General features: G+C 31.3%; 4 protein-coding genes. 1 reads left to right on the forward strand and 3 read right to left on the reverse strand.

From position 1 onward, the window contains the following. Positions 1-2 precede the first annotated feature (2 nt). The 3 genes from RH98_RS14470 to RH98_RS14480 all read right to left on the reverse strand — a co-directional run bounded on the left by RH98_RS14470 (position 3) and on the right by RH98_RS14480 (position 5,214). A complete protein-coding gene (locus RH98_RS14470; RefSeq protein WP_010256844.1) occupies positions 3-2,939 on the reverse strand; it encodes a S9 family peptidase in 2,937 nt (978 codons plus the stop codon). A 104-nt stretch (positions 2,940-3,043) separates the two neighbouring features. Then, entirely contained in the window at positions 3,044-4,696 is a 1,653-nt protein-coding gene (locus RH98_RS14475; RefSeq protein ID WP_010256846.1) for a fatty acid--CoA ligase, read from the reverse strand. A gap of 188 nt (positions 4,697-4,884) precedes the next feature. After that, complete coding sequence (locus RH98_RS14480) at positions 4,885-5,214, reverse strand: hypothetical protein (RefSeq protein ID WP_010256849.1); 330 nt, start codon at positions 5,212-5,214, stop codon at positions 4,885-4,887. Positions 5,215-5,398: 184 nt separating this feature from the next. Between RH98_RS14480 and RH98_RS14485 the strand changes: the two genes are divergently transcribed. Next, entirely contained in the window at positions 5,399-5,935 is a 537-nt protein-coding gene (locus tag RH98_RS14485; protein WP_010256851.1) for a ferritin, read from the forward strand. The last annotated feature ends 71 nt before the right edge of the window (positions 5,936-6,006 follow it).

Genomic DNA, 6,006 nt, shown 5'->3' on the forward strand with positions numbered 1-6,006 from the left:
CTTTATTCTACTTTATCATCAGTTAATTCAAATCCCCAATCTTTACCTTTCATAGTTGCAGGTACCCCTTTAACCATCCAAACTGGTGCTTTACCATCTTTTAAATAGTAATCAAAGAATTGTTGTTGGCGTCTTTGAATATCTTTTCTATTTTGACGTTTCATTAAATTGTGTTCATCTCCATTATAGTTTAACAACCAAGCTGGTTTACCCAGACGTCTTAAAGCCATAAACATCTCTATACCTTGATACCAAGGCACAGCTCCATCATTATCATTATGCATAATCACAACAGGTGTTGTTACTTTTGGCATATTAAACAATGGTGAGTTTTCAATGTATAAGTCATATCCTTCCCAAAGTGTTTTACCTATTCTACTTTGAGTCTTTTCATATTGGAATTGACGACTCATACCACTTTGCCAACGTATACCTCCATAAGCTGAAGTCATATTTACTACTGGCGCGCCTGACCAAGCTGCAGCGTACATATCAGTAACTGTAATTAAATGTGCTACTTGATAACCTCCCCAACTTTGACCTTGGATAGCAATCTTATCTCCATTTACCCAAGCATTCTTCTTTAAATACTCAACTCCAGAGTTAATATACTCCTCAGCTGATTTACCTGGATGTCCATCAATATAACTAATATCAGGAGTAAAGACTAAGTATTCATTACTCACATAAAAAGGTATATTTAAACGCGAAGGTGTAGGTGCTGGAGCTTCATAACGATGTAAATTATCAGATACCTTCTCATAAAAATACACTATCATTGGATATTTCTTATTAGCATCAAAATTCTCTGGTTTAAATAACACACCTGTTGATTTATAACCATTTGGTGTAGTCCATTCTACTAATTCTGATGTTCCCCAATTGTATTGTGATTGTTGAGGGTTTGTATTTGTAATTTTAGTAGCATCAATCAAATTTTTAGTCAAATATAAATTATATGACTCTTGATAAGATCCTTTTAAATAGCCATACATAGCAGCATCCTTTGCCTTAAACAAAGAGTTAAATCCACTATAGGGCTGCATGATAACTAATTTTAAATCATTACTTGATTTAATAGTTACTGTGAAATAACCTGCATCCTTATTCTTTTCATTAAAAGCATATAAAATCAACTTCTCATTTCTAGTAAAAGATTGTTTTTCAGGGTCTAAATTTAAAAGATCGAATGACACATTATTTTTACGACCATACCCTTGTGTTATCATGCGAGGAGACTTATTGCTATTTAGGAAGAACTCCCAAATATCATATTTATCTCTAATTAATACTGATTCATCATTATCAGTCCAACCTTGGATACCGTATGCAGATGCATTATCTGGCATATCAAACTCTTCATCTGCAAAAGAAACATCAAGTCCTTTGTTTAAATGTTTAGTTGTTTTAGATTTTACATCATATACATACCAATTGCCTTCTTCACTATTAAAATAAACTACAGCATTCCCTTTTGGTGAAACGCGTGCTGAACCAGGTAAGTTACCTACTACTTCTGTTCTTTTTCCCGTGTTAACATCAACAATATAGTAGCTAGTAAATCCACTGATATCCCACTGTCTCTCTACTCTACGACCATAATCAGAACTTGCCAATATTATATTTGCATTTCCTTTATCAACTAATTGCGTCGAATTAATTGTTTCATCAGCTAATGGCACAATGCCTTTATTATTGATTAAATCAATAGTAGCTAAGTACGATTTCTTTAAATCCTTATCTAAATTAACCAATTGTTGTGGTTGAATATAATCTTCATTAAAATGCCATATATCCACAACTGCATGATCTTCTGCTATTAAAGTAGTATCCTTAGCAATAGACATAGGAGCTAATCCTAGATATAATCGCTTGCCATTTTTACTAAACTGTGGTTTATAATTTTCTGACACTACCCAATTTTCTGGTACTCCCTTAGAAGAGTCAGTAGCTAATACTTTTACTGGATTAGTTAAGTCTGAATAATATAGCGTATAGGTCTTAACTAATGTTTTTTCTTCATCTTCATTTCCTACAAAAACAAGTTGCTTACCACTTTCATCAAAATTAAATTGGGTGTATTTGCCTGTACCTTCAAATAACAAGTGCTTAGACTTTGTTTTTAAATTAATAACAAATACTCCGAAAGGTCCTTTTACTTCTTCTCTTTTTTCCTCTTTCTCGCTGATATTCTCTACTTCAGATTCTTGAGTTTCCTCAGTTTCCTTTTTTGTTTCTTCTTTCTTTTTAGCATTAGGATCTTTAGTAACTAAAACTAAATACTGTCCATTTTCATCAAAATAATAATCAGAAACATGATTATATGTTAACAGTTCTCCCGTTACCAAATTTTCCAACACTAAATCTAAAGGAGCATCTTTATCTTTCTTTTTAGCTACTTTTTTATCTTTAGACTTGATTGTATCTTTTACAGGTTCTAATAAATAAGCTAAATAATTTCCTTTTTTATCAGGAATCTTAAATGATTTAATATTCGCTTTTTTACTAACTGTTCCATTTGTAAGGTTATAAACGCCTAAAGAATCTTTAGCTATTTCATCTTCTTTCTTTTTCTTGATGCGTACAGCTTTCAAATCTTCATAACTCGGACGAATTGAAAACACAGAAAATTTAGAATCTCCTGTAAATTGTGGTTTCTCACCTCTTGGTACAACTAATTCAGTATTGTTATTCGTTGCTTTAATATACAACGTTTTATCTCCTTCTTGTGGATTTATTTGATATAATATCCATTTACCATCATTAGAAAATGCTTTACTTCCAATTGTTTGCCATCCGTCATATACAGTATGGTCTAAAGGTTTCTTTTGTGCTTGGACAGAAAGTGTACCAAGCATTAAAAAACTAAGTCCAAGTGACTTGAATATTGTACTTGGACTCTTTCTTTTAATGTTTGTTTTAGTCTGTTTTAAATTCATTATATAGGGTAGTTATTTTTAATGCTAGAAAGATACCCTAATTTTATTATTCTGCCAAATACAGACTACAATTGACTTGAGGCAATATAATATTATATGTTTTATTAAAATGACTGTTCGCTATATAACTCTCTAATTTTCTTTTTACTAATCTTCCCAACACTTGTTTTAGGGATTTCAGATACAAATACAAATCGATCGGGAATTGCCCATTTATTTATGACCTGCTTATCAACATACTTTTGCATATGCCTTTTCAAATCTTGCTCTTCAATTTTTTCACTTTCATTTTTAACAACTAAAGCAAAAGGTCTTTCGCCCCATTTTTCATCGGGTATACCGATTACTGCAACTTCTATCACCCCTTCATAACTTCCTATCATTTCTTCTAATGTAAGGGAAGACATCCACTCGCCTCCCGTTTTAATAACATCTTTAGAACGGTCAACTATTTTTACATCATTATTTTCGTCTATCCAAGCAACATCACCAGTATGTAGATATCCTCCTTCCCACAGTTCTTCACCCTTTTCTTTATCTTTATAATATCCCATTGTTAGATAAGGAGCCCTTACTACAATTTCTCCTAAAGACTTACCATCTTTTGGAACTTCATTTCCTTGCTCATCTATTACTTTTAAATCTACTAGTAAAGCCGCTCGACCTGTTCGAGTTCTAATTTCCAATTGAGACTCCATATCATTTTTAATTGTTTCTAATGATAAATAAGAAGAGGTTAACAAAGGACAAGTCTCTGACATACCATATCCAGTAACAACAGAAATACCGCGCTCTAATGCTCTTCTTGCTAATGGCTTACTTAATGCAGATCCCCCAATTAAGACGCTCCATGTTGATAAATCAATATTTTTAGCAGCAGGGCTTTCTAATAGCATATTTAATATGGTAGGTACACAGTGTGAGATTGTAGGTTTCTCTTTAGCAAAAATCTCTAGAAAACTCTTAGGTTCAAATTTGCCTATATATACTTGTTTTAGACTTAAAGAAGTTGCTAAATACGGCAATCCCCACGCGTGAACATGAAACATTGGAGTAAGCGGTAGATATACATCTGATGACTTGATTTTAAAAGCTTCATTCATTGTAGACATTACACTCATCTCTACCATAGTATGCAGGACTAATTGTCTATGTGAAAAGTAAACAGCTTTTGGGTTGCCGGTTGTTCCTGTGGTATAAAACAAAGTTGCTATTGCATCTTCACTAAAACTTGGAAATACAAACTTCTCAGATTCTTTTTCAATTAAATCATCAAAATACCCTATATGATTAACCGACGTATTAATTTCTTTGTTATGATCTCTTATTACAATAATTTCTTTTACTGTTTCCATTCGATCCTTAAAGGATTCTATTAAAGGCAAGAAATCTTCATGCACAATTAAAACTTCGTCCTCTGCATGATTAATAGTGTACAAAACTTGTTCTGGAGCTAAACGCCAATTTACCGTATGCAATACATTACCTGTAATAGGTATGGCAAAGTAATTCATTAAATAACGATGACTGTCATAATCAATAACCCCGATTACACTTCCTCCTTCTAAACCTAAATTACAATAAAGATTACAAAGCCTTTTTATTTTGTCATATAACTCGAAATAATTCATTCGTACTAAATCTTTATAAACCACCTCATGCATTGGATTGACACGTAATGAATTTTCTAAAAGATCTTTAATTAGTAGCTGATAATGATGTGCATTAGAAGCAGCCTCTATAGTTTTTATTCTCATAATATGTTTTTTGGTTATTAGCAATATATCATTTTTTTACTTCATTAACCGTTTTACTATAAAAATCCATCTATTAAGTTTCAATACTTTAGTCTATTCAGAAAATTTAATTAAAAAGTAACTATCAATAAAAAAGGAGAGTTGCACCACTCTCCTTTTTTAATATCAATTATGATCTACTTTATATCTTAATCACGTAAACTAGCAATAAACATTTCTAAATCACTATCAAACGATGTTTCTTGCAATAACTCAAGAGATAATTTAGTCATTTTTTTAAAATGTACTTTAGTATAACTCCTTCCAAAACTCATTTTACAAAAATCTCCAATGATACCAAATACTCCATTTACTTCACTCTCTGTAACTTCTTTTCGATCTGCATAACGCCCTCGCAATACTGCAGCTCCCACATAAGCACCAATTTTAACAACTAAGTCAGTGTTTAAAATTCCCTTCTGATCTGCTAAATACAATAATTCATCAAGATTGTGATGTATCAATGATTCTATATCCATAACTATATACCTATTTAATTTAACAAATGTAAAAAGAAAAGTAGACTAAGTAAAAATTACCAATTATTATTTTAATTTAAAATTACTTTAAACTATAAAACATTTTTCAAATAATTTCATAAAAAAACTTTATATAATACCTTTACAGTATAAATAATTAAGTAATAATTAAAAACGAATGACTATGAAAACAAATAGATTATCAAATGAACTAACTGAAGCTTTAAATAAACAAATCACATTAGAAGCAGTATCTTCTCAAATCTATCTAATGCTTGCATGTTGGGCAGATGAAGCAAATATGGCAGGTGTTAATGACTTCATGATGAAGCATGCTACAGAAGAAAGAGAGCATATGACTAAAATCATTGAATATATTCAAGAACGTGGAGCAAAAGTAACGATTGAAGCTATTGATGCACCAGGAGCTGAACCTAAAAATGTTTTAGAGTGCTTTGAAATGGTTTATAAACAAGAAACTAAAAATACTGACGCTATCTATAAAATTGTTACTCAAGCTTTTGAAGAAAAAGATTGGGCTACATGGAATTTCTTACAATGGTTAGTAGCAGAACAAAGAGAAGAAGAGAAATTAGCTTTAGAATTATTAGACAGATTAAAATTAGCCGGTGGAGCAAACGCAACAGATACTGCTAAATTTGAATTTGACAAATCTCTTAAAACTACTCCACAACAGTTTCCAACCACAGAAACTAAATAATTAATTTGTACTCATTAATTTGATATGAATTAAATGAGTAAAATTCATATAAAAAATAAGAGGCGTTATCT

Source organism: Myroides injenensis M09-0166, from assembly GCF_000246945.1.
Taxonomy (GTDB): Bacteria; Bacteroidota; Bacteroidia; order Flavobacteriales; family Flavobacteriaceae; genus Flavobacterium; species Flavobacterium injenense.